The following is a 26330-nucleotide window of genomic DNA, read 5'->3' on the forward strand; positions in this document are numbered from 1 at the left end:
CGGCCAGGCGGCCAACGGCACCCCGTTGGCCGCCTGGCCGGCCACGACGTGGGGCGGGACGGCCGGCCGCGCCAACGGGTCACGCCAGCTCTTCCCTGAAACCCTGGCGCCAGGACGGGAAGCGAAGCTCCCAGCCGAGCTCCCGCTTGGCCTTGGCGTTGGAGAAGCCGCGCCCCTCGGTCATCATCGTCACCGCCACTTCCCCCGCCAGCGGCCGGGCCAGCCAGGCGGGGACACGCATCGGCCGCTTCGCCCCCGCGCACTCGGCCAGATAGGGCAGCCACTCGACGGCCGGGGCCGGTTCGTCGTCGACGATGTCGAACACGCCCCTCGCCCGCTGCTCCACAGCCAGCACGGTGGCGCTCGCAGCATCGTCCAGATGCACCCACGAGCAGTAGCCGACGCCGCCCCCGACGATCGGGAACCGCCGCTTGCGCACCGGCTCGACCAGGCCGTCGGTGGCGCCCGGCCCGTAGAACCAGCCGTAGCGCAGGACCGCGCCGCCGGCCCTGACGACCGCGTCCTCGACGTGGCGGATCGCCGCCATCGCGGGCTCCGCCGCTGTTCCGGTCATCGGGTCCACCGGGTCCTGCTCGGTCTTCACCCGGCCGCCCTCGCGGATGCCGTTCCAGGCGGCGTAGCCCTGGGCGACGAAATGGGGGACGCCGGTCGCCTCGCCGGCGGCCAGCAGGTGGTCGGTCCCCTCGGTGCGCAGCCGGTTGGTGCCGGCGAACCACCGATCCATGTGCTTCATATCGGGTTCACCGGCGTGCGCCACCGAGATCGCGGTCATCTGGTGCACGATCACGTCCGGCCGGGCGGCCTCCACCGCCTCACCGACCGACGCCGCATCCAGCCCGTCCATCACGACGCCCTCCGCGCCCAGCCGCTCCAGCAGCCTCAGCTTGGCCGCGCCCGTCGTCGAAGCCGTCACCTGGTGGCCACCCTCCACGAGCCGCGGTACCAGCCGCCGCCCCAGCACCCCGGTCCCACCCGCCACGAACACTCGCATGACCAACACCTCCCGATCAGAGCCCGTCCGTCCACACCATCCGGCTACCCCGATCCGGGACGCTCCTCACCAGCGACGATGCCCAGCTCCCCGTCAACGGCCGGGAGGCCGACGGCATCTCCGGTGGGACCGAGCCCTCCGTCCAGCCGTATTTCAGGCGGTCGTGGCAGAGGCTCGGGGGCGGGTGGCGGTGCCGAGGATCTGAGGAGCGGCGGGGAACGGCAGGCCGGTGTCGGCGTGGCCGAGCCGGTCCAGGCGGGTAAGGGTGAATCCGGCGTCCCGGATGGCGGCGGCGGTGTCGCGGCTGGTGTGGCAGCCGCCGCCGAACAGCGGCCAGAGAGTGGCGTCGGCGAGGCGTTGGAGCCGTTGGCGGGTGGGGGTGTCGGCGCGGACGTGCTCGAAGAACCGCAACTGCCCGCCGGGTCTGACCACTCTGAAGATCTCGGCGAGGGCGGCGGCGGGGTCGGGCACCGTGCACAGCACCAGCGAGACGACGGCCGCGTCACGGGAGGCATCGGCGGCGGGGAGCCGGTCGGCGAACCCGTCGACGACCTCGATCGGCATGGAGGCCCGGGTGGCGGCGGCCCGGGCGAGCCGCCGCAGGCGCGCTTCGGGCTCGACGGCCAGCACACTGGTGACCTGGGCCGGGTAGTGGCCGAAGGTGGCTCCCGGGCCCGCGCCGACCTCGATGACGTCACCGGCCAGACCGGCCAGCAGAGTGGCGCGGTGCGGGACAAGGCCGCGCTCCAACCGCGGGCTCATACGGGAGTAGGCGCGGGCGAACAGCGGATGGCGGCGCGAGGTCATCGTCGTACCCCTTCGGTGGGTCGATGTACGGCCTACCAGTAAACGGGGTCGACGAGAATCCGCGCTGGTGAACCGTCGTGGCTGGCGTGGGCGTGACTTTCCGTGTCATCGGGGCGTCTCCATGGCGTGCGTGCTCAGCTGCCGGCCGCTGCGTTCGGCCTGGGCGCGGGCCCAGCGCCCGGTCGAGATCAGGCCGAGCAGCGCGGTCGCGATGCCGCAGCCGGCCAGAACGGCCCAGGCGGTACGGCTGGACGCGACGAACCCGGTCGAGCCGCCCGCGACGATCGCACCGCACACCGCCACACCGATCGCGCCGCCGGTCTGGCGGCATGTCGAGGCGATCGCTCCGGCGACCCCGGCCTGGTCGCGTGGCATCCCTGACAGGGCGGTGGTGGTCATCGGGGTGCCGACCAGGCCGAAGCCGGCACCGAACAGCAGATAGGCGAGCACGAGGTACCAGGCCCCGGTCTCGCGTCCGGCCCCGACGAGCAGGCCGGTTCCCGCCGCCAGCAGCAGCCCGGCCAGCACGAGCGCCGGCCTGGGGCCCCGGGCGGCCACGATGCGCCCCGAGATCATCGCGCATGCCGCCAGTGCGGCGGCCATCGGGATGGTGAGCAGGCCCGCGTGCAGCGCGCTGTAGCCGCGGACGTCTTGCAGGTAGAGGGTGTTGAGGAACAAGAACCCGCCCAGGGTCATCAAGGCGACCAGCGCGATGATCGCCGCCCCCGAGAACGCCGGACTGCGGAAGAACCGGATGTCCACCAGTGGTTCGGCGCGCCGGGACTCGGTCACGACCAGCCCGGACAGCGAGACGGCGGCCAGGACGAACAGCGCGATGATGAACGGTGAGCTCCAGCCGTGCCGGGGCCCTTCGATGACGGCGGCGGTGACCGGGCCGAGGAAGGTGACGACGAGCAGCTGGCCGAGGGGGTCGAACCGCTTGCCGCGCGCCGCCCTGGACTCGGGGACGAACCTCTGGGTCAGGTAGATGGCCAGGGCGCCGAGCGGCACGTTGACCCAGAAGATGGACCGCCATCCGAGGCCGCTGACCAGCAGGCCGCCGAGCACGGGGCCGCCGGCCCCGCTCAGACCCGCCACCGCTCCCCATGCGCCCACCGCGCGAGCGCGCTCCTTCGGGTCGGTGAAGGTGGTGGCGATGATCGACATCGCGACCGGGTTCAGCATCGCGCCGCCCACCGCCTGGAGCGCGCGGAAGGCGACCAGGGCACCCAGGGAGGGCGCGAGGCCGCACAGCAGGGAACCGAGCGAGAAGAATCCCAGCCCGACCTGGAACACCCGGCGCCGGCCGAACCGGTCGGCCACCGAACCCGCGAACATCAACAGGCATGCGATGACCAGCGTGTAGGCGTCGACCACCCACTGCAGGCCACTGACCGGCGCGTGCAGTGCCTTCTGGATCGAGGGCAGCGCCACATTGGCGATCGTCGTGTCCAGCCCCGCCACGATCACGCTCAGGAAGCAGGTCACCAGCACGACGGTCCGTCCGCGCGGCGACAGCGTGCGTGGAGACTCGACAGAAAGGCTCACGGCCATTGTTATACGACAATTATTGTGCTACAAAATGAATTTCCCATTGATTTATGCGGTGCCGTCGGCCTGTTTGTTGGCGGGCCGTAGACCTGTGCCGCGGTCGCCGTCCTCGCCATCATCTGCGCGGCGGGCTGGGGCTCGCGGTGGCGCCACGGGCCGTTTCCGCCGGTTCAGGCCGGACGGCCTGGTAGACGCCGCCCACGGCGGTGGTCGCGACGGCGGCGCCCGCTCCGGCCAATGTCAGGACGACGGCCCCTCCGGCGAGCGCGGACGATGATCGCGTCCATGTCCTCTATGCGCTATGGTCTGGCCTCGTCGCGGATTGTGGCCAAATGCGGCGAATCATAGCGTCGTCCGATGCCGATGTTCGTGTTGTGTCTTGTCCAATTCATGCTCGTGCTCGATGACACCGTCGTGAACGTGGCCCTGCCCAGCATCCGTGATGAGCTGGGCTTCAGCACGTCCGGGCTGCCCTGGGTCGTCAACGCCTACTTCCTGGCCTTCGGCGGGCTGCTGCTGCTGTGCGGCCGGCTGGCGGACGTGCTGGGCCGCCGCCGCGTTTTCCTCATCGGTGTGGCGCTGTTCGGGGTGGCCAGCCTGGCCTGCGGGGTCGCGCAGGAGCCGTGGCAGCTCGTGATCGGGCGGTTCGTGCAGGGCGCCGGTTCCGCGATGGCCGGCCCGGCGGCGATGTCGATGATCACGTTGCTGTACCCGGGGCCGGAGGAGCGGACCAGGGCGCTGGGCGTCTGGGGTGGCATCGCGGCCCTGGGCGGGACCTCGGGCCTGGTGCTGTCCGGGGTGCTGACCGACCTGGTGTCCTGGCGCGGGATCTTCCTGATCAACCTGCCCATCGTCGCCGTGGCCCTGGCGCTGCTTCCCCGGCTGGTCCCCGAGTCCCGCGCCCCAGGCCGGCGCCACCTCGACGTTCCCGGCGCGGTCCTGGTCACCGGTGCCGCGGTGTCGCTGGTGTACGGGTTGCTGCGTGCCGGCGGGACCGGCTGGAGCGATCCGGTCGCGATCGGCGCCGTCGTGCTGTCGGCCGCCTTGGTGGTGGCGTTCCTGGTGGCCGAGTCGCGGGCGGTGGCACCGCTGGTGCCCAGGGCGTTCCTGGCCTCGCGGACGCGGGCGGTCGCCAACGGCGCGACCCTGCTGTTCTCGATGGCCATGTACGCGATGTCGTTCCTATTGATGATCCAGGTGCAGACCGCTCTGGGATACAGCCCGCTCCTGGCCGGCATCGCCTACCTGCCCTATGGCGCCGGCATCCTGGCGGGCATGTGGCTGTCCTCCCGCATCTCCCTCAAAATCGGGACGCGCCAGGCGCTCCTGCTGGCGTTCCTGGTCAACATCGCCGGCCTGCTGCTGCTGTCCGGCGTGGCGGCGGGCGACTCCTACGCCGCCCACGTCCTGCCCGGCATGCTCGTGCTGAGCGTGGGCAACGGGCTGAGCCTGCCCGTCATAGCCGCGGCCGCGGTCGAGGGCACCACCGAGGAGGACGCCGGTCTCGGCTCGGCCCTGTTCACCTCCGTCCAGCAGATCGGCGGCGCCGTCGGGGTGGCCGCGCTGACCGTCATGGGCTACTCGGGCGGGCTCGTGGCGGGCGCGGTGTGCGTAGCGCTCGGCGCCGTGCTCATCGTCGTGCTGCTGCCCTCGCGTTCCGGCGGCCCGCGGCGGCCCGCTGGAGAAGGGGCGGGCGGCCGAAGCGCGCCGGCGGCCGCTCCCCGGTGAGGATCGACTGGGGCCTGGTGGCGGGAGCCGAAGCGTGCGCGCCAACGTGGTGGCGCCCGGCCTGATCGACACCGTGATGGGACGGGCCGCGTCGGCCGGGAACGCGGGCCGCGACCGGGCCGTCCGTGCGATCCCGATGCGCCGGCAGGGCACCGCGTGGGAGGTCGCCGACGCGGCGGTGTTCCTGCTGCGACACCGCTGGGAACGCGACGGCCTGGCCGGGCAGGACGGCGGACGGCTCATGGTGGTGTGCGGCGGCGAGCGCCTCGGGTTCGTCGCGTACCGCAGGATCGGCACCTCCCGCAGCTCGTACTGCTGGAGCATCGGCATCGCGCTGCTGCCCTCCGCGCGCGGCCAGGGCGCCGGCACCCAGGCGCAACGGCTCCTGGCCCGGTACCTGTTCGCCCACACCCAGGTCGCGCGGGTGCAGGCCGAGACCGACGCGGCCAACATCGCCGAGCGGCGGGCGCTGGAGAGGGCCGGGTTCACCCGCGAGGGCGTCCTGCGCAACTGGAACTTCCGCGACGGCCGCTGGCGCGATGCGGTGATCTACAGCATCCTGCGCGGCGAGTCCAGATGACCGGGCCGAGGTGACCGGGCTGAGGTGAGGGGCATGCGGGTCGCGGTGTGAGGAGCGGTCCGGGTCGGGCGGGCCGGGCGGCGGTGGGCGGGGTCAGGTCCCCGGACCGCCCCGCACTCCGCGGAACGTCGCCCGGTAGGCGCCGGGCGACACCCCGAGCACCGCGCGCAGATGCTGGCGCAGCGACGCGCCCGTCCCGAAACCCGCCTTCTCGGCCACCCGGTCGATTGGGAGGTCGGTCTCCTCCAGCAGCTGCCGGGCCCGCTCCACCCGCTGCCGGGCCAGCCACCGCGACGCCGACTCGCCCGTCTCCTCCCGGAACCGGCGGGTGAAGGTCCGCACGCTCATCGACTCGCGCCCGGCCAGGTCCCGCAGCGTCAGCGGGCGGTCCAGGTGCTCCAGCGCCCAGGCCCGCGCGGTGCCCGTCCAGGACGCCCCCGCCTCGGGCACCGGCCGCGGGACGAACTGCGCCTGGCCGCCCTCGCGGTGCGGCGGGACCACGGTGCGGCGCGCCACCCCGTTCGCCACCGCCGCACCGTGATCACCGCGGATCATGTGCAGGCACAGGTCGATGCCCGCCGCCTCCCCGGCCGAGGTCAGCACCAGGCCCTCGTCGGTGTAGAGGACGTCCGGGTCCAGCCGCACCCCCGGGAACCGCTCCCGGAACAGATCGGCCGACAGCCAGTGCGTGGTCGCGCGCCGTCCCTCCAGCAGGCCCGCCGCCGCCAGCACGAACGCCCCCGTGCAGATCGAGGCGATCCGGGGGCCCGGCCGCAGCTCCGCCAGCGCCCGCGCCGCCGCGCCCCACCCGGCGTGCGCCTCGTCCTCCTCGTGCGAGGCCAGGACGATCACCGTCCCGGCCCGTTCCAGCTCCTCCAGGCCCCGCTCGACCTCGACGGTGAAGTCGGCGCCGGTGCGGACCGTTCCCGGCTCCGGCGCGCACGTCACGATCTCGTACAGCGGGTCGCCGGCCGCGCTCGAGGCGTTCCCGAAGAGCTGGTGGGCGATCCCGAGTTCCAGGGGCAGCACGCCCGGCCGCACCAGCACCGCCACCCGGTGGCACTCCGGAGCGCTCATGGCCCGATCCTTTCACATGATGGCCGACCGGCCACTCGTGGCCGCCCGCGCCGGCCGCGCATGATGACACCCATGAGCACCCACGCCACCACGGCCACCAGCACCGGCGACACCATCACGGGGGTGATCGGCGGCGCCGGGAGCCCGAGCCTGAAGGTCCTGTGGGTCCTGGCGCACCCCGAAGCGCGCTCGCTGAACGGCGCGCTGCGCGACGAGGGGCTGCACACCCTCAAGGAACTCGGCCACGAGGTCCGCGAGTCGGACCTGTACGCGATGAACTGGAACCCTCTGGTCAGCGCCGCCGACTACGGCCTCGCCCCCCGGGAACGGCTGATCGTCGGCGCGGAGTCCGAGCGCGCCCACGCCGCCGGCACCCTCCCCGAGGACGTCCGCGCCGAGCAGGAGAAGATCGCCTGGGCCGACGTGCTCGTGTTCCAGTTCCCGCTGTGGTGGGCCGGGGTCCCGGCGATCCTCAAGGGCTGGTTCGACCGCGTCCTGGTCCAGGGGTTCGCGTTCGGGCTCACCGCACCCGACGGGCGCGTCCGCCGCTACGGAGAGGGCGGCCTGGGCGGCAAGCGCGCCCTGGTGATCACCACCATCGGCGCCCGCGCGAGCGCCTTCGGGCCCCGCGGCGTGCACGGCGACGCCGCCGAGGTCCTGTTCCCCCTGCTGCACGGCGTCCTGTGGTACACCGGTGTCGCCGCGCTGCCGCCCTTGACGGTCTTCGGCGCCGACCGGATCACCGCGGACGGCCACGACGAGGCCGTCGCCGCGCTCCGCGACCGGCTCCGCGGCCTCCCGGACGACGCGGCCCTGCCCTACCGGCCCGAGCACGGCGGCGACTTCGACGGCGACCTGGTGCTGCGCCCGGACCTGGCCCCCGGGCGCGCCGGCCTCGGCGTCCACCTCCGCGAGGACTCTGCCTGACCCCCCGGGGGCGTGCGGACGGGCATGAGTACCGAGGCGAGGGCGGCAGCCGGGAGGACGGGTGCGGGCGCGGCGGATGCGAGGGCGGCGGGCGGTTCAGTGGCCGATCAGGTCCAGGACCTCGGCGTGCAGCTCCGCCGTCGCCGCCGCGACGACGAAGCCGCCGCCGGTCGGCGCCGTCCCGTCCAGCCCGGTGATCACCCCGCCCGCCGCGCGCACGATCGGGATCAGCGCGCCGACGTCGTAGGGCTCCAGGCTCGCCTCCACCACCAGGTCCAGCTGCCCGAGTGCGAGCAGCCCGTAGGAGTAGCAGTCGCCGCCGAACCGTTGGAGCCGCACCGCGCCGGCGACCTTCTCGAACGCCGCCCGCTCGGCGGGCGTCCCGAACATCCCGGGATGGGTGCTGTACATGACCGCGTCGCCGAGCGAGGTCGTCGGCCGCGTCCGCAGGGCCGACCGTAGCCCCGGCCCCTCGAACAGGCCCGTCCCGCCGACCGCGCTGAACGTCTCGCGCAGGTACGGCTGGCGCAGCCAGCCCGCGACGGGCTCGCCGCCGACCGACAGGCCGAGCAGCACCCCCCACAGCGGCACCCCGCTGACGAACGCCTTGGTCCCGTCGACCGGGTCGATCAGCCACGTCCGACCGCTGGTGCCCGGGCCGCTCGCGCCCGCCTCCTCGCCGACCACGCGGTCGCCCGGGAACCGCGCCGACAGCTCGGCCCGCAGCAGCCCCTCCACTGCCCGGTCGGCCTCGGTCACCGGGTCGTAGCCGCCCGGCCCGCCCTTGTCGAGCTCGCCCAGCCGCGCCGGATCGGCGCGGAACCATTCGAGCGCCAGCTCTCCGGCCCTGACCAGCAGATCGGGCACGTCCTCGGTACCGGCAAGTGAAGCGTCCACCGGGGGAGTAAACCAGAACCGCCGCCGCGTCCGGCGCCCGGGATCATCGCGGCGAACGGGGGAGCGGCGGCCGGGGCGCGGCACGCGCCCGGTGCGCGGGACCGCCGCGGGGTGGGCCGCACCGGCGGGGTCTAGCCGGCGGCGGGCGGGGCGAGGGCGGCGAACGCGCGGTCGAGGAGACCGGCGCGGTCGGCGGCGCCGTCCGAACGCAGCCACTCGCGGCCCGCCGCGTCCAGCGCCGCCGCCGCGGCGCCCGTCAGCAGGTCGGCGGTGAAGGCGTCCAGTTCCGCGCCCGGCCGCTCGCGCAGCGCCCGCGCGATCAGGGTCCGCATCTCGTCGCGCTTGTGGTGCAGCCGGGCCCGCAGCGCCGGGGTCGACTCGATCAGCCGCAGCCCCGCCAGCTCGCGCTGCGCGGCGTGCACCCGGCCCTCCCACTCGCGTAGCACCACGTGCAGGCACGTCCACGCCGGCTCCCCGGCCGGACGGGCCCCGACGGCCTCGGCGATCCGCGCGGCGACCTCCTCCACGTCGCCGAACACCACGTCCTCCTTGGCCGGGAAGTACCGGAAGAAGGTCCGCTTGGACAGCCCTGCCGCTGCGGCGATGTCCTCCACCGTCGTCTCCTCGAACCCCCGCTCGGCGAACATCGCCACCGCCACCCCGGCCAGCTCGGCCCGCACCGCGCGCCGCGTCCGCTCCCGCAGCCCCGCCCCGCCCGTCCCGTCCCCATGCGCCATGCGCCCAGGCTACCGAGACGGCACCAGGTGTCAAAGATGGCACTCGGTGTCATATAGTGCCGGGATGAGCGAACCACGGGAGGCCCCGATGACCCTGCGAGGCAGGACGGCCCTGGTGACCGGAAGCACCGGCGGCATCGGCAAGGAGACCGCGCGCGGGCTCGCCGCCCTCGGCGCCCGGGTGGTCCTGGTCGGCCGCGACCGCCGCCGCGCGGACGCCGCCGCCGCCGAGCTCGCCCGCGGCGGCGCCGAGATCACCGCGCACACCGCCGACCTCACCCGCCGCGCCGACCTGCGCCGCCTGGCCGCCGAGATCACCCAGCGGCACCCCCGCCTGCACATCCTGATCAACAACGCCGGCGGGATGACCCCCGCCCGGACCCTCACCCCCGACGGCGTGGAGCAGACCTTCGCCGCCAACGTCCTGGCCCCCTACACCCTGACCTGCCTGCTGCTGCCCGCCCTGCGCGCCGCCGGCGACGCCCGCGTGGTCAACCTCACCGGCGGCATCCCCGGCGGCGCCCTGGACCCCGCCAACCTCCAGGGCGAGAAGGCCTACCTCGGCTGGAGGTTCTCCCAGTACAACCACGCCAAGACCGCCGTCATGGCGATGAGCCGCCACCTCGCCGCCCGCCTGGAGGACACCGGCGTCACCGTCAACGTCGCCTACCCCGGGCACGCCCACACCCCCGGCAACCAGGCCCTGCCGATCCGCGCGTTCCCCTACGCCTACCGGCCCCTGGCCCCCCTGATCCGGCTCCTCGGCCCGCTCCTGCTCAGCGACCTCGCCAAACCCGCCCGGTCCAGCCTCCACCTGGCCTCAAGCCCCGACCTGGACGGCGTCACCGGCGCCTACTACAACGCCCACTCACGCCGCACCCCCTGGCCCGCCACCGTCCTGGACGAGCGCAACACCCGCGCGGTGGGGGACCTGTGCGCACGGCTCAGCGGCGTCACCGCCCCCTGACCGCCGGCCCCCTGACCGCCGGCCCCCTGACCACCGTCCACCCAAACGTCATCGGCCCGACGGACGTGTCCGGCCGGCAGGCCCCCGGCCGGACGCGAGCTCAGACGGAACTCACCCGCGCTCGCGCAGGTAGCCCTCCAGCTCGGCGGCCCCGGCCAGCAGCGCCCGCCCGCGGGCCGACAGCCGGCCGCGCCAGTCCCGCAGGGCGGCCTCCAGCGGCTCCAGCCCGCCGGCCGCCCGCACCTGGGCGATCAGCGGGGCGATCTGCTCCAGCAGGTAGCCGCCCCGCCTGAGCTGGTGGGCCAGCAGGGCGTCCCGCACGTCGGCCTCGCCGTAGACGCGGTACCCCGTCCGCGGGTCGCGGCGCGGGCTCACCAGCCCGGCGCGCTCCCACTTGCGCAGCGTCGCGGGCCGGATCCCGAGCCTGCCCGCCAGCGGCCCGATGAACGTCCCGCCGGACCCGGGTCCGGGTCCGGGTCCGGGTCCGGGTATCGCGGCCGGCCCCAGGTCGCGCAGGGCGCCCTCCACCGCCTGGAGGGTCCGCCGGTCGTCGAGGAGCTGGGCGTGGCCCTCGTCGATGAGGCCGAACGCCTCCTCGAGCGCGCCCTGGTTCACGGCCCGCATGATCGACGTCGCCGCCTGGTGGCCGTGGCCGGGCACCAGGGCGAGGAACGCGTCCAGGGCCCCCGCGTGCAGCGAGGTGTAGATGCGGTAGCCGTGGGGTGTGCGGCCGGCGGCCGGAAGGACGCCGGCCTCCTCGTAATTCCTGACCGCCTGCGTGGACAGACCGTGCCCGCGCGCCAGATCCACCGGCCTGAGCCGCACACCGTTTTGAAGGTTCTGCCTCATAGGCCTGCCAATGTCGCGGAAAAGTTTCAACCGAAGGTTCAACGATACCGTTGAAGGCATGGCACCCGACATCACCGACACCGCCCATGCCGTCGAGGCCGCCGCCGTCATGAGGCTGCTCCCGGCCCGGCCACGGCTGCTGGCCCTGGGCGAACCCACCCACGGCGAGGACACCCTGCTCGAGCTGCGCAACGAGCTCTTCCGGCAGCTCGTCGAGCAGGAGGGCCACCAGACGATCACGATCGAGAGCGACTGCATGATGGGCCTGGTCGTGGACGACTACGTCACCTCGGGCACGGGCACCCTCGAGGAGGTCATGGAGCACGGATTCAGCCACGGCTTCGGCGCCTCCGCGGCCAACCGCGAGCTCGTCCGCTGGATGCGCGCCCACAACGACGGCCGGCCCGCGTCCGAGCAGGTCCGCTTCGCCGGTTTCGACGGCCCGCTGGAGATCACCGGCGCCGCCAGCCCCCGGCAGGCCCTCACCGCACTCCACGGCCACCTCGCGGCCCACGTGGACGCGGACCTGCTCCCCTGCACCGCGGAAACACTCGACCGTCTGATCGGCGCCGACGACCGGTGGACCGACCCCGCCGTGATGATGGACCCGTCCCGGTCCGTGGGGCAGTCGGCCGAGGCCGGCCGCCTGCGGCTGCTCGCCGACGACCTGGTGGCGCTGCTCGACGCGCAGACCCCGCACCTGATCACGGCGGCCTCGCGGGGCGAGTGGGACCGGGCCCGCCTGTACGGGCGGACCGCCACCGGCCTGCTGCGCTACCACCACTGGATGGCCGACACCTCACCGGCACGCATGACCCGGCTGCTCGGCGTGCGGGGCCAGATGATGGCCCACAACCTCCTCGCCGTCGCCGAGCGGGGCCCGGCATTCGTCCACGCCCACAACTTCCACCTCCAGCGGGAGAAGAGCTCCATGCGGCTGGGCGGGATGCCGCTGGAGTGGTGGAGCGCCGGCGCGATCGTGCACGCGCACCTGGGCCGGGACTACGCCTTCGTGGCCACCGCCCTCGGCACGATCCGGCACCGGGGAGTGGACACCCCGCCGCCCGGCACCCTCGAAGGACTCCTGTACGCGCTCCCGCAGGACCGCTGCCTCATCGACGCCCCCCGGCTCGTCATCGCGCTCGGCGACAGCCAGCCCGCGCATCGCGTATCCCCCTGGTTCGGCTACGCCTCGTTCGACCCGGCCCACCTGGCCGACAGCGACGGCATCGTGTTCGTCAAGGACGTCCCGCAGAACTGACCCTCCCCAATCGAGCCCCTCAGCAGCGGCCCGGCCCGGCCACCGGCATCGGCGTTCGGTACGTAGCACCACAACACGTACGTAACAATGGGCCGCTATGGCATGGCGAGCGGGGACGGTAATCCGAGTGCTGGCGGCGGCGACGTCTGCGGCGGTGCTGGCCGCCTGCGGCGGCGGAGACGGGCACGGCGGCGAACCGGCCGCCGCGCCGGGCGGCGCCCGCGCCGAATGCGCCGCCGTCGCCGCGCCCGGCGACTCGCGCTCACGGGAACTGCGCGGCATGTGGATCGCCACCGTCGCCGGCATCGACTGGCCCAAGAGCCCCTCCAAGGAGCGGCAGCAGGCCGGATTCCGCAAACTCCTGGACACCGCCCAGGCGATGAACCTCAACGCGGTCTTCGTGCAGATCCGCCCCAACTCCGACGCGTTCTACCCCTCCCCGCACGAACCGTGGTCCCAGTGGATCACCGGGAAGCAGGGCAAGGACCCCGGCTACGACGTCCTCGGCTTCATGCTCAAGGAGGCCCACGCCCGCAACCTGGAGTTCCACGCCTGGTTCAACCCCTACCGCGTCAGCCGCCAGTCCGACCTCGGCAAGCTCGCGCCCGGCAGCCCCGCCCGCAAGCACCCCGACTGGGTCCGCAAGTACGGGACCGGCCTGTGGTACGACCCCGGCCTGCCCCAGGTCCGCGACCTGGCCGCCAAGGCCGTCATGGACGTGGTCGGCAAGTACGACATCGACGCCGTCCACTTCGACGACTACTTCTACCCCTATCCCGAGGGCGCCGCCGACTACCCCGACAAGGCCACCTACAAGGCCCACGGCCGCGGCATGGACAAGGCCGACTGGCGCCGGCAGAACGTCGACACCCTCGTACGGACCCTCTCCGAGCAGATCCACCGCGCCAAACCCTGGATGCGGTTCGGGATCAGCCCCTTCGGCGTGTGGCGCAACAAGGCCACCGACCCCAAGGGCTCGGCCACCAAGGCCCTGGAGAGCTACGACGCCCAGTACGCCGACACCCTCAAATGGATCAAGCAGGGCTGGATCGACTACGTCACCCCCCAGCTGTACTGGGCGGTCGGCGACGCCCGCGCCGACTACGCCACCCTCGTCGACTGGTGGTCCCGCCAGGTCGCCGGCACCCGCGTCCAGCTCAGCATCGGCCAGGCCGCCTACCGCGTCGGCGAGGACGCCACCTGGAAGAAGCCCGCCGAGCTGGGACGCCACCTCGACCTCAACCGGCGCCACCCCGCCGTCCGCGGCGACGTCTACTTCTCCGCCGCCGACCTGGCCTCCAACCGCCGCGGCTTCGCCCAGCGGCTCCGCGACGACCACTACCCCCGCCCCGCGATCCCGCCCGTGGTGCAGGGACGCGGCGGGCAGGCCCCCGCACCGGCCCGCGGCCTGCGCGCCGGACCCGCCGCCGGCGGCGCCAAGGGCGTCCAGGTCCAGTGGCGGCCCGCCGGCGACGCCACTGCCTACGGCGTCTACCGCGTCGACGGCAAAGCCCCCGCGTGCGCCGCCGTCGACCCGGCCCGCCTCGTCGCCGCCGTCCGCGGCGGCGGCATCGTCGACCCGTCCGCCCGGCCCGGCCGCACCTACACCTACTACGTCACCGCACTGGACCGGCTGCACCACGAGAGCGCCCCCGGACGCGGCGCAACGGTTACCGCCCCCCGGGGATAATGATCTTGAAGCCGGGGGAGGAACCAGGCACTGGAACGCCCCCCGGAGGTATGAGCATGGCGCTGTCGATGGAGGAGCAGCAGATCCTCACCCAGATCGAGGTCCACCTCAGCGAGAACGACCCGCGGCTGGCCCATCGGCTGTCCGAACTCGGCACCCCCCGGCGCCGCCGCCGGATCGCCCTGATCACGGCGCTGGCGGTCGCCGGCGCCTGCGTGCTGACGGCCGCCGTCGCCACGGTCGTCATCGTCATGTCGTAGGAGGGCGGGCGCCGCGTACGGCGCCGGACGGCGGCACGGCGCCTCCACGGTGCCCGCCCTCCCACCGGCAACGCGAACGCCGAGGCCCCGGCGAGATCAGATCTCGCCGGGGCCTCGACGCGTCGGCCGGTGTGGTAGGCCGCCTCACGGCGAAAGGCACAACGAAGCTCCAGCCCGGACCGAGGGCCCGACGGTATTCCTCGAAGGCGTTGTGTAGAGCCCGGGGGACACATGCCACACCGACCTCGTCCACCATAACGGCAACCAGGGGGTGCACCCTCCCCCCGGGCCCACGTGTCCTGCGTCACCTGACCTCGGAGTGAGGATTGTGTGGACCCGTGCACCACCCCCGCCCCCGGAGCGTCCTCACCACCGATGGACGCAGGGCAGAGCCGGGCGAGGAATTACGGGGTTCTGGAGCATGGTCGTCCTGGCCGTGGTTCTACGGGCGCCCCGTTCCTGCCGCAGGGGCGGTGCAGAGCTGGGCGGTCAAAGTGGCGTAGGCCCACTCTTCCCACTCTTCCGGCGACCAGTTGCGGTCCTGGACGAAGAGCAGGTACAGCTGCGGGCTGAGCAGCCCGAACAGCAGGTCGGCGGCCGTCTCGACGGAGACGTCGGGGCGGGCTCCGGGCTTGCCGGCCAGCGTCTGGGCCGCGGCGTGCTGCACGGTGTAGCGCAGGTCGGGGCCGTCGGGCCATTGCGCGGCGATCTGCGGATCGGTGGCCGCGGCGGCCGCGATCAGCGGCATGATCGGGGCCACCCGGCCCAGGATCTCGCTGGTGCCGTGGACGTGCGCGCGCAATTGCCCGGCTGCGGTGGGCTCGGCGCACGCGGCGCGGAACCACTCACGATCCATGGTGGCGACCGGCTCGGCGTCACCGGCGATGGACGTGTCGACGACGTCCTTGAACAGCGTGCGCTTGTTGCCGAAGACGAAGTAGACCGTCTGGACGGCCACGCCCGCCCGGTCCGCGACCTCCTGCAGGCTCGTCGCCCCGTAACCCTGCGCGACGAACAGCTCGCGAGCCGCCTCGACGACCTTTTCACGGGTGCGGCGTGAGCGCTCGGCCCGCTTGTCCGGCCGCTTGACTTTGTCCATATTGCGAGTATATCTCTAGAGCACATCACTAGAGTTCAACTCTAGATTCTTGGAGGAGACGACGATGGACCAGCCCAACGCCACCCAGAAGCCGGAACCGGACCTGGCCTCAACGCAGCGAGACCCTGAGGAGGAGTCCGTCCACCGCGCACTGGAGGGCTACTACCGCACCGGCAAGCCACCGTGGGACACCGGCGTGACGCCGCCCGAGCTGGTCGCCCTGGTAGAGGGGCACGGCGCGCTGCCGCCCGGCCGCGCCCTGGAACTCGGCTGCGGCACGGGGACCAACGCCACCTACCTCGCACGGCACGGCTGGGAGGTGACGGCCGTCGACCTGATCGACCGAGCTGTCGACCAGGCCAGGGAGAAGGCTGCGGCGGCGGGAGTGGAGGTACGGCTGCTGCACGGGGACGCCACCCGCCTCGACGAGCTGGACGTGCCGGGCCCCTTCGACCTGTTCTTCGACCTGAGCTGCTACTGCGGGGTCCCGCTGCACCGCCGCGACGCCTACGCCGCCGGGCTCACCCACCGCACCGCTCCCGGAGCACGGTTGCTGATGTTCGGGTACGGCCCCGAGCCGCTCGGCAATCCGAAGCCCGAGGTCACGTCGTGGGCGGCGGGCGTCACAGCCGACGAGCTCTGCGCCAGGTTCCCCGGCTGGGAACTACTCGACGTCACACCGGGCACCAACTCGGTGCCGACCTCCTGGTTCACGCTGCGCCGCAGCGCCTAGGAAGCATCAGCCGGCCGGTGTTCTCCCGAGGCCACGAGCTCGCCGTAGTTGCGGGCGGACACCGGTCGGCATCACGCGCGCTGCGTCGGCTCGCAAGACAACGGCTACAGGTTGAGTCGCGACCTACACCCCAGTGCGGCTGCACCACCGGGCCGACATCAGCGGCCAGCCCTGAGCGCAGACGGGCACGGCGATTCATGGCCCGCAGTCGTCAAGCCGCGCCCACACAGGGCCGGCGACCGGCTCCAGCTCCCCCGAACGCCACCATCCGGTGTTCCCGCCTCCCTGAACCCCCTGAACGATGAGGAAACCCAGACATGAACCTGCTGCTGTGGATTCTGCAAGCGGCACTCGCAGCGCTGTTCGGCGCCGCGGGCGTGATGACCTTGACCCAGCCCAAGGACAAGCTCGAACCCAAGCTGCCCTGGACGGTCGACTTCTCCACCCACGCCGTCCGATTCATCGGGCTCGCCGAACTGGTCGGCGCGCTCGGACTCATCCTGCCCGCCGCCACCGGCCTCGTCCCGATCCTCACCCCCCTGGCAGCCACTGGCCTGGCTCTGCTGATGGCGCTGGCCGCGCTCACCCACTTGCGACGCAAAGAGTCCACAGCGATCGCGCTCAACGCGGTACTGCTGATCGCAGCGGCAGTCATCGCCTGGGGGCGCTTCGGCCCCCACACGCTATAGAAGCCCCGCTGCCCTGCCGACCACACCGACGCCGCGCCTGCTCATCACTGAGCCCGCCGGTACAAAGCCGCACCGCCGACGACCGGCCACATCGCCTTGAGTGCTCCACCAGAGCCGAAGCCGGCCGCGGCCTCCTCGTCGACGCCCTCGCCACCGACTTCGGCGCCCACCCCGACCACGACGGCACCGGCACCGGCAAGACCGTGTGGTTCTCCCGCGTCCTGCACGGCATCAACAGCCGCGTCTACGGGAGCGGCAACGGGGCGGGCTGATCTGAGAAGCCCGGGCGCCGTCACACCTGCAACGGGCAGCGGTCGACGACCCACACCTCCTCGTCCTCACCGGCGCCCTCGACGGCGCCGTCCGGGGGACGCGGACGGTCGTCGGCCAGCCGGTCCAGATGCCACTCCACATGCGCCAGCGGCCCCCGCCACCCCGCCAGCAGATCGGCCAGCGGACGCGGCGGCCCCGGCGGGCCGAACGGACGCGGATCGGGCAGCGGCCCCTCCCACAGCACCTCGTCGCAGCCCGCCGCCCAATGCGCCGCCCCCTCCAGCACCTCCCGCAGATCACACGCCACCTCACCCAGGGAACGCACCGCCATCGCGTCCTGGATCATCCGCTCCCGCACCGCGTACGGCAGATCCCCGCCGAACCCCGGCGGGAACACCGGCCGCCGCCCCTCCAGCACCGGATCCTCACCCGTCGCCGCCGCCCGCACCGCCGCGACCTGCCAGCGCGACCACTCCGCCAGATGCCCCAGCACCCCCCGCAGCGCCGCCGCGCCCTCCGGCCCGGCGCGCGCCTCCGCCACCACCCCGCCCAGCCGCCCCCGCACCGACTCCACCCGGTCCAGCGTCCACGCGCGAGCCCGCACCGCCCCCGCCGCGCCCCCCGCCCCGGACGGCCCACCCGGCCTGCGCGGCCCCGGCGGCGCCGCGTCCGACGGCGGACGCGGCAACGGCACCCGCAGCGCCGCCAGCAGCTCGTCGAGATCGCGCGGCCCCGCGCCCCGCCCCGACAGGAACGCCGCGCCGATCCGGTCGAGCCGGAACATCCGCGCCGCGTCACGCAACCGGCACCACCCCACCAGGTACTCCGCGTACGGGGCGATGACCAGCCCGTGCGCCTCCACGTCACGGAACGTCCGGCCACCCGACCGGCCCGTGTAGGCCAGCCGCACCACCCGGCGGGAACGCACCGCCTCGGCGAGCGTGTCGCGGACCGGCCCCACCAGCGACGCCGCCTCGGACAACGCCGCAGGAGCCGGACCGGGCGCCAGCACATAGCCGCGCCCCCGCCCGGGCCGCACCGGCAGGCCCCCATGGACCAGCAGCTCCACATCGCGGCGCACGGTCCGCTCGCTCACCCCGAGCCGCCCCGCCAGCACCCGCGGCCCCAGCGGCTCGGGCGAGGCCGCGCGGAACTCGGCGACCAGGGCCAGCAACCGGTCTTCACGGTCCACCCCACCATCGTGACCCGCGCCGCCGACATTATGCGGCCCCCGCCGGGATCCACCGCGACCGCCACAAGACCCTCACCCGGCCGCCACCAGACCCGTCCCAGGCACCCGCCTCGGCCGCTTCCCCGGACGTGTCCCGGCGAGGTGAGGCCAGGCGAGGTCAGGGCGCGGACAGCTCCCCGGCCACGCCTTCGAAATCGGCCCGCGACAGCGTCAGCGACGACGCGCTGCCGAGCGCCTGCGTCCCCTCGGCCCGGCCCAGCCGCCGCGTCGCGGCCCGGTCCAGGTACGCCTCGACGAGCCGGGCGCCGGTCACCCGGCCCCGCCCCCGCAGCGCGCCGAGATCACCGCGCACCACCTCCCAGGCGTCCGGCCCCACCCGCATCCGCCGCTCCCCGGCCAGCAGCGACAGCAGCGCGGCGCGCGCCCCGCCGTCGCCGAAGTCGGGCAGCCGGACGGCCCGCAGGTCGGTCATCAGCTCCGGCGACGCCGCCGACAGCTCGCCGACCCGGTCCGGCTCGCACGTCGCCAGCAGCGTGGTGTCGCTGACGTTCTCCAGGCGGGCCCGGTACAGGACCGAGGTGTAGGCCGCGCCCTGCGGCTCGTCCAGGATCAGCGCGTCGAGCCCGTCCAGCAGCAGGGTGTGCCCCGCGTGCTCCTCCAGCGCCGCCCGCAGCCCCGCGGGGCCGAGGTCGCGCAGGTCCTCGGCGTGCACGCTGCGGACCTCGCCGCTGGAGACCTCCACCTCGGCCAGTGCACCGGCGACCATCCGCGCCAGCCGCCGCTGCCCGCTGGACGGCGCGCCGATGAGCAGCAGCGCCGGAACCGACGCGCTCGTCGCCTCCTGCCCGCGCAGCCGCTGCGACCACTTCCCGCGCCGCCGCACCTCGGTCACGACGCGCCCGATGTCGTCGGCGCCGCACAGGAACCGGACCCCGCGGACCTCGGCGATCTGCGCGCCGTGCTCGGGAGCGGGCGCGGGCGGCATCGGCGGCGGCGGCTCGGGCACCGGAGCGGGCGGCGGCGGCAGCCCCACCTGCCGCTCCCGACCCGGGTCGAGCTGCGTGGCGTGCGGATCCCGGCCGCGCGGATCCGGGTCGAACTGCGTCGCGGACGGCTCGGCCGGCCACTCCAACACCGCGGGCGCGGGCGCGGCGGGCGGCATCGGCGGTGCGGGCGGATGCCCCGGCGGCGCGGAGAACGGCGCGGGGGAAGGCGGCGCCTCGGCCGGAGCGGGCGGCGGGGGAGGGGGCGGGATCCTCGGCGGCGGGACGTCGGCGGCGAACGGGTCGGGCCGCGGCCCGACCTCCTCGGCGGCAGGGGAGGGGGCGGACTCGGCACGGGGCCCGAACGGATCGAGCGGCGCGGGCGGCGGCACCGGCGACACCGCACCCAGCGGACCCGGGCCGGGGCCGGGCGCGTCGGGCATGGGGCCGGGGGCGCCGACCGGGCCGATCGGCGCGGACGGCGGCCCGATCGGCGCGACCGCGGGCGGCGGGCCCGGCGGCTCCCCGGCCGGTTCGGGCGCCGGTGCGACCGGCTGGTCGCCGCCCTGCGCCTGCCGCTCGGAGGCCAGGTGCGCGCGGGCCGCCTTGATGATGTCCCAGGCGCTCAGCTCGTCGGTGGAGGGTGGGCTGTGCATCGCCGGGGAGGTCAGCTCGGCCGCGACCGCCTGCGGCACCGCGAACCCGGTCGCGGGCGGCGGCACCTGCGCCAGCCGGCACCAGGTCAGCCCGAGGGTGTAGGTCGTGGCCAGCAACGCCGCCAGCGCGTCGGGGTCATCGCTGCGCAGCGCGTCGGGCAGCCGCCCGTCGCGCGGCCACAGCGACCGCAGCGGATGCGCCGGATCGGTCAGCACCGCTTGGAGCGTCCGGGCGCTGTCGGGGTCGAGCCAGGGCGCGAGCGCGGCCAGCGCGTTGGGCGCGGCCTGGAGGTCGGCGGCGAGCACCGCGATCCCGGCACGGCGCACCTCGTCGTGCCCGCGCCCGCCGGCCGGATGCCGCGGGCCGGTCAGCCCCGCCACGATCTGCTGGAGGTCGTACAGCGCCAGCCGCAGGTACTCGCCGGGGGCGGTGTCGCGGACCATCGGCGTGGCGAACTCGGCGGGGCAGCGGCGCCGCCACTCCTGGAGGATCGCCTCGGGCCCGTACCGGACCGTGGCCATGTCCTGCTGCGCCATCCGCAGGGACGCGCCGGTCACCGCGGCCAGCGCGTCGGCTCCGGGCCGGAACCGCGGGTCGCCCTGGAGGCCGGAGGCGACCTCGTACATCACCCGGGCGATGTGCGCGGCGCCGCCGATGTCGCCGGCGCCGAGCCGGTGAATGTAGTAGCCGGCCAGTGTGCCGAAGTCGGGCGGCATCATCCAGTGGAGCCGCTCGGCCGAGGTGGTCAGGAACGGCACGAACGACTCGATCAGCGGGTGCTCGGTCAGCGCGACCGGCGCGCCCGCGCACCACAGCAGCGCGCCCCAGGCGGCGGCGACGGTGCTGGGGGTGCCGGGCTGGAACATCGGGTCGCGCTGGGCGAACTGCGCCGGGTCGACCGCCAGCGCGGTGGTGAGGGCCTGGGAGATCCCGGCGACCACGGCGGTGTCGGGCACCGGGCCGAGGAAGCCGGGCGAGGCCATCCGTCCCGCGGCCAGGTCGGGGCCGGTCGGGAACAGCTGCGGGGGGACGCGCGGGGTCGCGGCGCCGGGCGGGGCGGGGACGACGGCGCGGCGGTCGCCGGGGTCCGCGGGCGGGGGGCAGGGGTGCCAGGTCCCGTCCAGGCCGCACCGGTACCAGCGGCCCCAGGCGCCGAACAGCCACCACTCGCCGGCGCCCCACAGCATCCGCGCGGCGATCTGCTCGGCGCGCTGCTGCGGTGCCGCAGCCGCCCACCAGGGCGCGGCGACCAGATCCCGCACGTTGGTCTCGACCGCCGCGAACAGGTCCGCACCCGCGTCCGCGCCCGCTCCGGCTCCGCTTCCGCCGGGTCCCGCCCCGGCCGCCTGCCAGCTCACTCGGCGAATAGTAGTGGTCTCGCGTGGATCGACCGCCATCCACGCGATCTCCGGCATCGACCGGTAAGGAGCGTTATGGCACGATGCTCGTGATCGGGGCGAGCGGAGGTGGACGGTGGCGGAGGTCGCGGCGGGCGGCCCGGGCGGCGGCCTGGCCGGGGGCGCGGGACGGGCGCGGGCGAAGGGCCTCGGCCTGGCGGTGTTCTCCTCGGTCTGCTTCGGCGCGTCCGGCCCGTTCGGCAAGGCGCTCATCGGCGCCGGGCTGAACCCGCTCCAGGCGGTGTGGTTGCGGATCGCCGCCGCCGCCCTGGTGCTGGTGCCGCTGGTGGCGGCGCTGCGCGGGCGGGCCGCCGTCCGCGGCGTCCGCGCGCACCTGCCCCGCCTGGCCCTGTACGGGCTGACGGGCGTGGCGGGCTGCCAGGCGTTCTACTTCCTGGCGGCGTCCCGGCTGCCGGTCGGCGTCGCGATCCTGCTTGAGTTCACCGGGCCCGTCATGGTGCTGGGCTGGCTGCGCCTGGTGCGGCGCGCGCCCGTGCACCGCACCGCGGTCCTCGGCGTCGCGGTCGCGATGGCGGGCCTGGCGCTGGTGGTGCAGGTCTGGACCGGCCTGCGGCTGGACGCCCTCGGCCTGGCCGCCGGGATCGCCGCCGCCGCCTGCCAGGCCGCCTACTTCATCCTGGTCGACCGCCTCACCGGGCGGATCGACCCGCTGGTCATGACCGCCGCCGGCAGCGTGGTCGCCGCCGCCGTGCTCACCGCGCTCTGCGCGCCCTGGACGGTCCCCTGGGCCGTGCTGGCGGGCACCGTCCCGATCGCCGGGCACACCGCGCCCGCCTGGCTGCCGGCCGCCTGGATCGTCCTGGTCAGCACCGTGCTGGCGTACGTGACCGGCGTCGCCGGGGTGCAGCGCCTGTCGGCGCAGGTCGCGGGGGCGATCTGCTACACCGAGGCGGTCGCGGCGACGCTCATCGCCTGGGCCGTGCTCGGCGAGCGCCTCGCGCCCGTGCAGCTGGCCGGCGGCGTCATCGTCCTGACCGGCGCGTTCATCGCCCAGCGTGCGGTGATCGACCGGACGCCCGCCACCGGCACCGCCGGCGCCGCGGGGTCAGCCGTTCTCCCGGCGGAACCGGCCGGCACCGAGGGCCACTGACACCACCAGCAGCAGCACCACCGTAGAGTAACCCCAAAATTTTAGTCACACCAAGTATTGGGTCACGTCATCGAAGGTAGGATCTGCGGCATGGCGGAACAGGTCGCCCCGGCCGCCGGACCGGGCACGCGCGAACTCGGGCTGCGCGAGCGCAAGAAGCTCGCCACACGGCGCCGGATCTCCGACATCGCCACCGGCCTGTTCACCCGCGACGGCTTCGACCAGGTCACCGTCGCCGACATCGCCCGCGCCGCCGACGTCTCGGTCAACACCGTCTTCAACTACTTCAAGACCAAGGAAGACCTGTTCTTCGACCGCCAGGAAGAGACCGTCGAGCAGGCCGCCCAGGCCTTCCGCCTGCGCCGGCCCGGCGAATCGGCCGCCGCCGTGTTCCGCCGCCTCCACCTGGACGGACTCGACACCGGCGCCCACCGGACCGGCTTCCACGACGGCTCGGAAACCTGGGCCCGCACCGTCCAGGACTCCCCGGCCCTCACCGCCCGCCAGCGCGAGATCGGCCAACTCGCCCAGGACCGGCTCGCCGACCTCCTCGCCGAGGAGACCGGCGCCGCCCCCGACGACCTCGCCCCCCGCGCCGTCGCCGCCATGATCTTCGCTGTGCAGCGGGAGCTGACCGGCGACGTCCTGCGCCGCAGGCTCGCCGGCCAGACCCTCGCCGACATTCGCGACACCGTCTACGCCAACGCCCGCCACGCCTTCGACCTCCTCGAACACGGCATCGGCGGCTACGGCGCCCGGCCGCCCGGCGACACCCCCGGACGGCCTCCCGGGTGAAAATGAGTGTCCGGGCGCTCCCGGCGATTCTTAGACTCCATGGTTGCGGAGGCGAACAATCATGGACACCCCCACTCTCCTGGCCCACCTACAGACCCGCGGCGAGGCCCTGAGCCTGCCCCGGGGCGGCACCCTGTGCTGGGACGACGCGGACTTCCACCGCGCCGCCTACACCGCCGGCCCCGAGCGCTACGCCCTGCTCGGCCTGGCCCCCGGCGTCCGGCCCTGGCAGCGCGCCCGCGTCCTGCTCCAGGTCCTGGCCGCCTCCCACGCCGGCCTCGACGACACCACCCGCGCCACCCTCGCGCGCACCGCCCGCGTCCTCACCCTCGCGCTGCCGCCCGCGCACGTCGTCACCGTGCTCCTCGGCCTGCGCCGGCTGCGCGCCAACCACAAGCACACCACCCGCACCGCGCTGCGGTTCGTCCTGGAGCACCCCGGCGCCGACGCCCTCATCGCCGCCCGCCGCCCCGCCCTGGTCGACTGCTTCGAACACGCCCTCGGCAAGGCCACCGCCCGCGGCTGCGCCCGCCGCGTCGCCGAAGGAGACACCGGCTCGGACTACCTCCAGCGCCGCCTCCTGCGCTTCCTCACCGCACCCGACCTCGCACTGCCCCGCGTCCGCGCCCTCTACGCCACCGCCGAACCCACCACCGCCGAACCCACCACCGGCACCGACCGGGACGCCGGCGCCGCCGATCCCGTCCACCGCGGTGATCCCGCCGAAGACCCCTGCGCCGCGCTCGGCCGCCACCTGAACGCCGCCGTGCCCCCCTGCCACCGCTTCGAGGGCGCCCTCACCCTCGTCCTGGACACCGGCACGCCCGCACCCGGCCACGACGGCCACAGCGGCGCACCACCGCAGGCCGCCGCACTGCGCACCGCCCTCGCCGAGACCTGCGCACACCTGGAGGTCATCGAGATCGGCGGCGCACCCGCCCCCCGCGTCGCCGCCGACCTCGCCACGGCCGTCCTGGACGCCCTCGCCGCCGCACCCGACCTGGTCGCCGTCGTCCCCGGCGGCCACGAGGACCACCACCCCGGCGACCTGGCCCGCATCATCGCCGCACTCCCGCACACCGGCGTCACCACGCCCGTGGTGTTCTGCCACCCCGCACCCGGCGGCCACGACCCCGCACCACCCCATCCAGCACCGCCCCATCCCGCACCACCCCGGCGCGGCCTCCCGAACCACGACGACCTCGCCGGGCTGCTGCCCTGGATGCTCGGGCACTGCGACGCCGGCGCCCCCTGGCTCCGCGCCGCCCTGCACGCCCGCCTGGACGCCCTCGACCGGCAGGCCGACCGCCTCCTCGGCGTCCTGCCCGCATGACCGGGCAGGACCGCCCCGAGAGGCCGCCCCGCCCCGGCCGCACGTAAGACGATCGGGCAAACCGGTTGCCCCCGGCGCCGCGGACCACTTCAATCAGACCACGGGAACTGTGCCGGGCACGTCGGGCGGACCGGACTCCACCTCTGGGCATCGTCACCAACGACGACACCGACACCGACGAGGCGCCGGCCGCCTGTCCCCGCTCCCCGGCAGACGCAGCGGGCTGAAGTCTCGGCAAAGGTTGCCTCCGCAGAGGAGCGTCCGCCACAGCACGCTCCCACCCCGCCGCTAGCGTGCGGGCCATGCCGCAGACGCCCGCCGACCCGCCCCCGCAAGGGCACGGCGAAACCGGCGGCGCGACCGGCGAGGCGACCGGCGCGACCCGCTGGACGGGCGGGACCGAAGGCGAGACGCCACCGCCCGGCACCCGGGGCGGCGGGACGCGGCGGATGCCGCCCTGGCTGCCACGGGCGTTCCTGCTTGCCGGCGGCACCGTGCTGCTGTTCGTCGCCGGGCTGTGGCTGCTGGAACGGCTGCGCGGCCTGCTCCTCCTCCTGCTCACCTCCCTGTTCATCGCCTTTGCGATCGAACCCGCCGTCACCTGGCTTGCCGCCCGCGGCTGGCGCCGGGGCCTGGCCACCGGCGCGATGTTCCTGCTCATCGCCCTGCTGGTCGGCGGCTTCTTCGGCATCCTCGGATCCCTGGTCGTCGCCCAGGCCACCAACCTGGTCAACGGCCTGCCCGGCTACATCGACGAGGTCATCGGCTGGATCAACGACACCACCGGCGCGCACCTGTCCCAGGCCACCCTGTTCGACAAGCTCCCGAGCGCCGCCGACCAACTCTCCAGACACCTGTCCTCGCTGGCCGGCAACGTCTGGGGCATCGGCGCCACCGCCATCGGCGTCCTGTTCCAGGGCCTCGGCATACTGCTGTTCACCTTCTACCTGTCCGCGCAGGGCCCCCAGTTCCGCCGCACCGTGTGCTCACTGCTCCCGCCGCACCGGCAACGCCAGGTCCTGTGGGCCTGGGAGATCGCCGTCGCCAAGACCGGCGGCTACATCTACTCCCGCGCCCTGCTCGCCCTGATCTCCGGCATCGCCCACTTCGCCGCCCTGTCCCTGCTGCACGTCCCCTACGCGCTGACCCTCGCGCTGTGGGTCGGCGTGGTGTCGCAGTTCATCCCCACCGTCGGCACCTACCTCGCCGGCGCCGTCCCCGTCCTGGTCGGGCTCGCACACTCGCCCTCCACCGCACTGTGGGTACTGCTGTTCATCACCGCCTACCAGCAGCTCGAGAACTACCTCCTCCAGCCCCGCATCACCGCCCGCACCCTCGACATGCACCCCGCCGTCGCGTTCGGCACCGTCCTGGCCGGAACCGCGATCATCGGACCCGTCGGCGCCCTCCTCGCCCTGCCCGTCTGCGCCAGCCTCCAGGCCTTCCTCGGCGCCTACATCCGCCGCTACACCGTCGAGGAACACCCCCTCACCACCCCCGCCCGCCGCCGCCCCCGCCCCCGCCGCCGCCGCCCCCGCGACCGCGGACCCGGCGAGGGCGACGAGGCCGAAGGACGCGCAAGTCCCGACGAGGACGGGCAGGACAGGCGGGACCGACGGTGACGGCCGCCGACCACCGGCCTCCGCCCGGGCCCCCCGGCCGGCCCGCGACTACCGTGCGAGCCGGACCAGCACCGCCCCGCCCACCCGACAGCGAGCACCCGAG

General features: G+C 74.5%; 23 protein-coding genes. 13 read left to right on the forward strand and 10 right to left on the reverse strand.

Going from position 1 to position 26330, the window contains the following annotated elements:
- Nucleotides 1-79: 79 nt before the first annotated feature.
- The 3 genes from QP090_RS31095 to QP090_RS31105 form a co-directional block, all read right to left on the reverse strand.
- Nucleotides 80-1012, reverse strand: a complete 933-nt coding sequence (locus QP090_RS31095; protein WP_285943141.1) for an NAD-dependent epimerase/dehydratase family protein — start codon at nucleotides 1010-1012, stop codon at nucleotides 80-82.
- Between the two features lie 153 nt (nucleotides 1013-1165).
- Nucleotides 1166-1819: a class I SAM-dependent methyltransferase gene (locus QP090_RS31100; protein WP_285943143.1), complete on the reverse strand. Its 654-nt coding sequence runs from the start codon at nucleotides 1817-1819 to the stop codon at nucleotides 1166-1168.
- Between the two features lie 105 nt (nucleotides 1820-1924).
- Nucleotides 1925-3373 carry an MFS transporter gene (locus QP090_RS31105; RefSeq protein ID WP_432763092.1) on the reverse strand — a complete coding sequence of 483 codons (1449 nt, stop codon included), beginning with the start codon at nucleotides 3371-3373 and terminating at the stop codon, nucleotides 1925-1927.
- A gap of 360 nt (nucleotides 3374-3733) precedes the next feature.
- On the opposite strand from QP090_RS31105, the gene QP090_RS31110 reads away from it, so the two are divergent.
- Nucleotides 3734-5098 (forward strand): MFS transporter, encoded by a 1365-nt coding sequence (locus tag QP090_RS31110; protein WP_285943828.1) that lies wholly within the window; start codon nucleotides 3734-3736, stop codon nucleotides 5096-5098.
- A 34-nt stretch (nucleotides 5099-5132) separates the two neighbouring features.
- Nucleotides 5133-5678 carry a GNAT family N-acetyltransferase gene (locus tag QP090_RS31115; RefSeq protein ID WP_285943146.1) on the forward strand — a complete coding sequence of 182 codons (546 nt, stop codon included), beginning with the start codon at nucleotides 5133-5135 and terminating at the stop codon, nucleotides 5676-5678.
- A gap of 93 nt (nucleotides 5679-5771) precedes the next feature.
- Here the strand turns inward: QP090_RS31115 and QP090_RS31120 are convergent, their stop codons facing one another.
- The gene (locus QP090_RS31120) at nucleotides 5772-6755 is read right to left on the reverse strand and encodes a GlxA family transcriptional regulator (RefSeq protein WP_285943148.1); all 984 of its coding nucleotides are present in this window, start codon (nucleotides 6753-6755) and stop codon (nucleotides 5772-5774) included.
- A gap of 72 nt (nucleotides 6756-6827) precedes the next feature.
- Between QP090_RS31120 and QP090_RS31125 the strand changes: the two genes are divergently transcribed.
- On the forward strand, nucleotides 6828-7682 hold the full coding sequence (locus tag QP090_RS31125) for an NAD(P)H-dependent oxidoreductase (RefSeq protein ID WP_285943150.1): 855 nt from the start codon (nucleotides 6828-6830) through the stop codon (nucleotides 7680-7682).
- A gap of 96 nt (nucleotides 7683-7778) precedes the next feature.
- On the opposite strand, the gene QP090_RS31130 is transcribed toward QP090_RS31125, so the two are convergent.
- Nucleotides 7779-8579: an inositol monophosphatase family protein gene (locus tag QP090_RS31130; protein WP_285943152.1), complete on the reverse strand. Its 801-nt coding sequence runs from the start codon at nucleotides 8577-8579 to the stop codon at nucleotides 7779-7781.
- A 131-nt stretch (nucleotides 8580-8710) separates the two neighbouring features.
- Entirely contained in the window at nucleotides 8711-9316 is a 606-nt protein-coding gene (locus QP090_RS31135) for a TetR family transcriptional regulator (protein ID WP_285943154.1), read from the reverse strand.
- A 64-nt stretch (nucleotides 9317-9380) separates the two neighbouring features.
- Between QP090_RS31135 and QP090_RS31140 the strand changes: the two genes are divergently transcribed.
- Nucleotides 9381-10283 (forward strand): SDR family NAD(P)-dependent oxidoreductase, encoded by a 903-nt coding sequence (locus QP090_RS31140; RefSeq protein ID WP_285943155.1) that lies wholly within the window; start codon nucleotides 9381-9383, stop codon nucleotides 10281-10283.
- A gap of 111 nt (nucleotides 10284-10394) precedes the next feature.
- On the opposite strand, the gene QP090_RS31145 is transcribed toward QP090_RS31140, so the two are convergent.
- Nucleotides 10395-11132: a TioE family transcriptional regulator gene (locus QP090_RS31145; protein ID WP_285943157.1), complete on the reverse strand. Its 738-nt coding sequence runs from the start codon at nucleotides 11130-11132 to the stop codon at nucleotides 10395-10397.
- A gap of 58 nt (nucleotides 11133-11190) precedes the next feature.
- On the opposite strand from QP090_RS31145, the gene QP090_RS31150 reads away from it, so the two are divergent.
- The 3 genes from QP090_RS31150 to QP090_RS31160 all read left to right on the forward strand — a co-directional run bounded on the left by QP090_RS31150 (nucleotide 11191) and on the right by QP090_RS31160 (nucleotide 14343).
- Nucleotides 11191-12393, forward strand: coding sequence for an erythromycin esterase family protein (locus QP090_RS31150; protein WP_285943159.1), 1203 nt, complete (start codon nucleotides 11191-11193; stop codon nucleotides 12391-12393).
- A 97-nt stretch (nucleotides 12394-12490) separates the two neighbouring features.
- Nucleotides 12491-14083 carry a glycoside hydrolase family 10-like protein gene (locus tag QP090_RS31155; protein ID WP_285943161.1) on the forward strand — a complete coding sequence of 531 codons (1593 nt, stop codon included), beginning with the start codon at nucleotides 12491-12493 and terminating at the stop codon, nucleotides 14081-14083.
- Between the two features lie 56 nt (nucleotides 14084-14139).
- Entirely contained in the window at nucleotides 14140-14343 is a 204-nt protein-coding gene (locus QP090_RS31160; RefSeq protein WP_285943163.1) for a DUF3040 domain-containing protein, read from the forward strand.
- Nucleotides 14344-14785: 442 nt separating this feature from the next.
- Here QP090_RS31160 and QP090_RS31165 read toward each other — a convergent pair whose 3' ends face one another.
- On the reverse strand, nucleotides 14786-15442 hold the full coding sequence (locus tag QP090_RS31165) for a TetR/AcrR family transcriptional regulator (protein ID WP_285943164.1): 657 nt from the start codon (nucleotides 15440-15442) through the stop codon (nucleotides 14786-14788).
- Between the two features lie 64 nt (nucleotides 15443-15506).
- Here QP090_RS31165 and QP090_RS31170 point away from each other — a divergent pair, with 64 nt between their 5' ends.
- Together QP090_RS31170 and QP090_RS31175 are read left to right on the forward strand one after the other, a co-directional pair.
- Nucleotides 15507-16175 (forward strand): SAM-dependent methyltransferase, encoded by a 669-nt coding sequence (locus tag QP090_RS31170; protein ID WP_285943166.1) that lies wholly within the window; start codon nucleotides 15507-15509, stop codon nucleotides 16173-16175.
- Nucleotides 16176-16492: 317 nt separating this feature from the next.
- Nucleotides 16493-16864 carry a DoxX family protein gene (locus tag QP090_RS31175; protein WP_285943168.1) on the forward strand — a complete coding sequence of 124 codons (372 nt, stop codon included), beginning with the start codon at nucleotides 16493-16495 and terminating at the stop codon, nucleotides 16862-16864.
- Between the two features lie 292 nt (nucleotides 16865-17156).
- Here QP090_RS31175 and QP090_RS31180 read toward each other — a convergent pair whose 3' ends face one another.
- Nucleotides 17157-18329 (reverse strand): helix-turn-helix transcriptional regulator, encoded by a 1173-nt coding sequence (locus QP090_RS31180; RefSeq protein WP_285943169.1) that lies wholly within the window; start codon nucleotides 18327-18329, stop codon nucleotides 17157-17159.
- Between the two features lie 157 nt (nucleotides 18330-18486).
- On the reverse strand, nucleotides 18487-21327 hold the full coding sequence (locus tag QP090_RS31185; RefSeq protein WP_285943171.1) for a hypothetical protein: 2841 nt from the start codon (nucleotides 21325-21327) through the stop codon (nucleotides 18487-18489).
- Between the two features lie 115 nt (nucleotides 21328-21442).
- Here QP090_RS31185 and QP090_RS31190 point away from each other — a divergent pair, with 115 nt between their 5' ends.
- The 4 genes from QP090_RS31190 (at nucleotide 21443) to QP090_RS31205 (ending at nucleotide 26227) form a co-directional block, all read left to right on the forward strand.
- Entirely contained in the window at nucleotides 21443-22477 is a 1035-nt protein-coding gene (locus QP090_RS31190; RefSeq protein ID WP_285943173.1) for an EamA family transporter, read from the forward strand.
- 90 nt (nucleotides 22478-22567) lie between these two features.
- Entirely contained in the window at nucleotides 22568-23272 is a 705-nt protein-coding gene (locus tag QP090_RS31195) for a TetR/AcrR family transcriptional regulator (protein ID WP_285943175.1), read from the forward strand.
- A 61-nt stretch (nucleotides 23273-23333) separates the two neighbouring features.
- Nucleotides 23334-24605, forward strand: coding sequence for a hypothetical protein (locus QP090_RS31200; protein WP_285943177.1), 1272 nt, complete (start codon nucleotides 23334-23336; stop codon nucleotides 24603-24605).
- A 302-nt stretch (nucleotides 24606-24907) separates the two neighbouring features.
- Nucleotides 24908-26227 carry an AI-2E family transporter gene (locus QP090_RS31205; RefSeq protein ID WP_285943179.1) on the forward strand — a complete coding sequence of 440 codons (1320 nt, stop codon included), beginning with the start codon at nucleotides 24908-24910 and terminating at the stop codon, nucleotides 26225-26227.
- The last annotated feature ends 103 nt before the right edge of the window (nucleotides 26228-26330 follow it).

It is taken from the genome of Actinomadura xylanilytica, assembly GCF_030283145.1.
GTDB classification, from domain to species: domain Bacteria; phylum Actinomycetota; class Actinomycetes; order Streptosporangiales; family Streptosporangiaceae; genus Spirillospora; species Spirillospora xylanilytica.